The organism is Pseudoalteromonas sp. SG45-5 (assembly GCF_014164085.1).
Taxonomy (GTDB): Bacteria; Pseudomonadota; Gammaproteobacteria; order Enterobacterales; family Alteromonadaceae; genus Pseudoalteromonas; species Pseudoalteromonas aliena.
Genome location: NZ_JACJEM010000149.1, coordinates 1 through 626, shown reverse-complemented (window position 1 = coordinate 626; position 626 = coordinate 1). Strand labels below are relative to the sequence as shown.

Genomic DNA, 626 nt, shown 5'->3' with positions numbered 1-626 from the left:
AGTATCAAGGCTTTAACTCGCAGATTATCCGCTTTAGAAAAAGATCGTTTAAGAGAAAAAAACCGACTTGAAGCAAGTGAAATCAGCGATGCTCATGATAGAGTATTACTCTCAATTACTCGTATTATTAGGATCATAGAAGACGAAATTCAAGAGATTGAAAACGAAATAGATACAATTATCTCTGCTTGTCCTACCATGAAAAAGAACCATGATTTACTCATGAGTGTCATCGGTATAGGCAAGGTAATGTCCCGAGAGTTAGTCTATTTGTTTTCGGCTAAAAACTTTTCAACAGCTAAGCAAGCTGCAGCATATGTTGGCCTAATACCTAAGCTAAATGAATCAGGTTCGTTTAAAGGGAGAACGACACTGAGTAAAATTGGTCCATCCAGAATTCGATCCAAAATATTTTTAGCAGCAGTTAGTGCTGGAACACATAACCCAGATATAAAAGCACAAAAAGAGCGACTTTTAGCTGCAGGAAAAACAAAGATGCAAGCATTAGGAGCTGCAATGAGAAAGCTAATTCAAATTTGCTTTGGTGTAATAAAAAACCAAACAAAATACAAATCTGAGTTAGCATAAAATTAGGGTTGCGAGTGCTTTGGAGAGATGGTATCTAC

At 36.6% G+C, this 626-nt stretch carries 1 protein-coding gene; it reads left to right on the top strand.

Translation table 11 applies throughout. The annotated features are described in order from the left end of the window. On the top strand, positions 1-588 hold a 588-nt coding region (locus H5119_RS20030), incomplete at its 5' end, for a transposase (RefSeq protein WP_182703487.1). Positions 589-626: the final 38 nt, after the last annotated feature.